The 2,219-nt window shown below is 70.8% G+C and carries 2 protein-coding genes and 1 pseudogene; 2 read left to right on the top strand and 1 reads right to left on the bottom strand.

Annotation, left to right across the window (positions count from 1 at the left end):
* Positions 1-173 (bottom strand): annotated as a pseudogene (locus SACHA_RS25505) (biotin--[acetyl-CoA-carboxylase] ligase); the annotation flags it as partial.
* A gap of 159 nt (positions 174-332) precedes the next feature.
* Here SACHA_RS25505 and SACHA_RS0113695 point away from each other — a divergent pair.
* Complete coding sequence (locus SACHA_RS0113695; protein WP_019810705.1) at positions 333-1,973, top strand: acyl-CoA carboxylase subunit beta; 1,641 nt, start codon at positions 333-335, stop codon at positions 1,971-1,973.
* A 70-nt stretch (positions 1,974-2,043) separates the two neighbouring features.
* Positions 2,044-2,219: acyl-CoA carboxylase subunit epsilon (locus SACHA_RS23955; protein ID WP_332253627.1), on the top strand; the 176-nt coding region annotated here is incomplete at its 3' end.

The following is a 2,219-nucleotide window of genomic DNA, read 5'->3' as shown; positions in this document are numbered from 1 at the left end:
TGCTCCTCGGCGAGCAGCACGGTGCGGTCGGCGGCGCCCGTGACGACCGCCTCCCGCAGGTCGGCGTTGGTGGAGCCGGTGCTGCCGACGACGTCCACGGTCGCGTACGGACCCGCCGGGGCGAGCAACCGCGACCGCAGCCGTGCGGGGTCCAGGGATCGGTGCGCTGTCACATCCGCAGACCCTAGACCGCGCCGGCGGACGCCGCGGACCGCCGTGGGGCGCCGACGCCGGTGTGGGTGGCGGCCGCACACCGGGGCCGGTGATCTCCGTGGTGACGTTGCCTACGCCACATCCCGTGCGCGCCGTCACCCTGATTAAGCTCGGCGGGCATGAGCAGCGCGACGGAGCCACTCGGGACCCCTCCCGGAGACGAGCCGGACATCCACACCACGGCCGGCAAGCTCGCCGACCTCTACCGCCGCAACGACGAGGCGATCCACGCGGGCTCGGCGCGTGCGGTGGAGCGTCAGCACGCGAAGGGCAAGAAGACCGCGCGGGAGCGCATCGACCTGCTGCTCGACCCCGGTTCGTTCGTGGAGCTGGACGCGCTGGCCCGGCACCGGTCCACGAACTTCGGCCAGGACGCCAACCGGCCCTACGGCGACGGGGTGGTCACCGGGCACGGCACCATCGACGGGCGGCCGGTCTGCGTGTTCAGCCAGGACGTGACCGTGTTCGGCGGCTCGCTGGGCGAGGTGTACGGCGAGAAGATCGTCAAGGTGATGGACCTGGCCCTCAAGACCGGCAGGCCGATCATCGGGATCAACGAGGGCGGCGGCGCGCGCATCCAGGAGGGCGTGGTCTCGCTGGGCCTCTACGCCGAGATCTTCCGCCGCAACACGCACGCCTCCGGGGTGATCCCGCAGATCTCGCTGATCATGGGCGCGAACGCGGGCGGACACGTGTACTCCCCCGCGCTGACCGACTTCGTCGTGATGGTCGACCAGACCTCGCAGATGTTCATCACCGGCCCCGACGTCATCAAGACCGTCACCGGCGAGGACGTCACGTTCGAGGAGCTGGGCGGGGGCCGCACGCACAACACGAAGTCGGGCAACGCGCACTACCTGGCCTCCGACGAGGAGGACGCCGTCTCCTACGTCAAGGAGCTGCTGTCCTTCCTGCCCGCGAACAACCTCTCGGAACCGCCGGTGTTCGACGCGCCCGAACCGGTCGCCGAGTCGATCGCCGACGGGGTCACCGACGGCGACCGGGAACTCGACACGCTCATCCCGGACTCGCCGAACCAGCCCTACGACATGCACGAGGTCATCACCCGTGTCGTGGACGACGGCGAGTTCTGCGAGGTCCACGAACTGTTCGCGCCGAACGTCGTGGTCGGTTTCGGCCGTGTGGACGGGCGCAGCGTGGGCGTGGTCGCCAACCAGCCCACCCAGTTCGCCGGCTGCCTGGACATCGACGCCTCCGAGAAGGCCGCCCGGTTCGTGCGCACCTGCGACGCGTTCAACGTGCCGGTGCTGACCTTCGTGGACGTGCCGGGCTTCCTGCCGGGCACCGACCAGGAGTTCAACGGCATCATCCGGCGCGGCGCCAAGCTCATCTACGCCTACGCCGAGGCCACGGTGCCGCTGGTCACGGTGATCACCCGTAAGGCGTACGGCGGCGCGTACGACGTGATGGGGTCCAAGCACCTCGGCGCCGACGTGAACATCGCCTGGCCGACGGCCCAGATCGCGGTGATGGGGGCGCAGGGCGCGGCCAACATCGTGCACCGCAAGACGCTGGCCAACGCCGCCGAGGCGGGTGAGGACGTCGAGGCCCTGCGCGAGCAGCTGATCCAGCAGTACGAGGACACCCTGTGCAACCCGTACGTGGCCGCCGAACGCGGCTACGTCGACACGGTGATCCCGCCCTCGCACACCCGCGGCCACGTGGCCCGCTCGCTGCGGATGCTGGCCGACAAACGCGAGACCCTCCCCCCGAAGAAGCACGGCAACATCCCCCTGTAACCCGCGAGTCGCCACCCCAGACCCGCGAGTCGACATCCCACGACTGCGAGTCGCCACCCCAGACCCGCGAATGGACGTTGAAGGAAGGACCGCGATGGCCGACACCGACGCGCCGGGCCCGGACACGGCGGAGGTTCCCGTCCTGCGGATCGTGCGCGGGAACCCCGACGAAACCGAGGTGGCGGCGCTGACCACCGTCGTCGCCGGCCTCGCGGCGGCGGGACCGGCCGAGGCCCCACACGGCGG

Origin of the sequence: Saccharomonospora halophila 8 (assembly GCF_000383775.1) — a bacterium.
Lineage (GTDB): Bacteria > Actinomycetota > Actinomycetes > Mycobacteriales > Pseudonocardiaceae > Saccharomonospora > Saccharomonospora halophila.
This window is presented reverse-complemented; position numbering and strand designations above follow the sequence as displayed.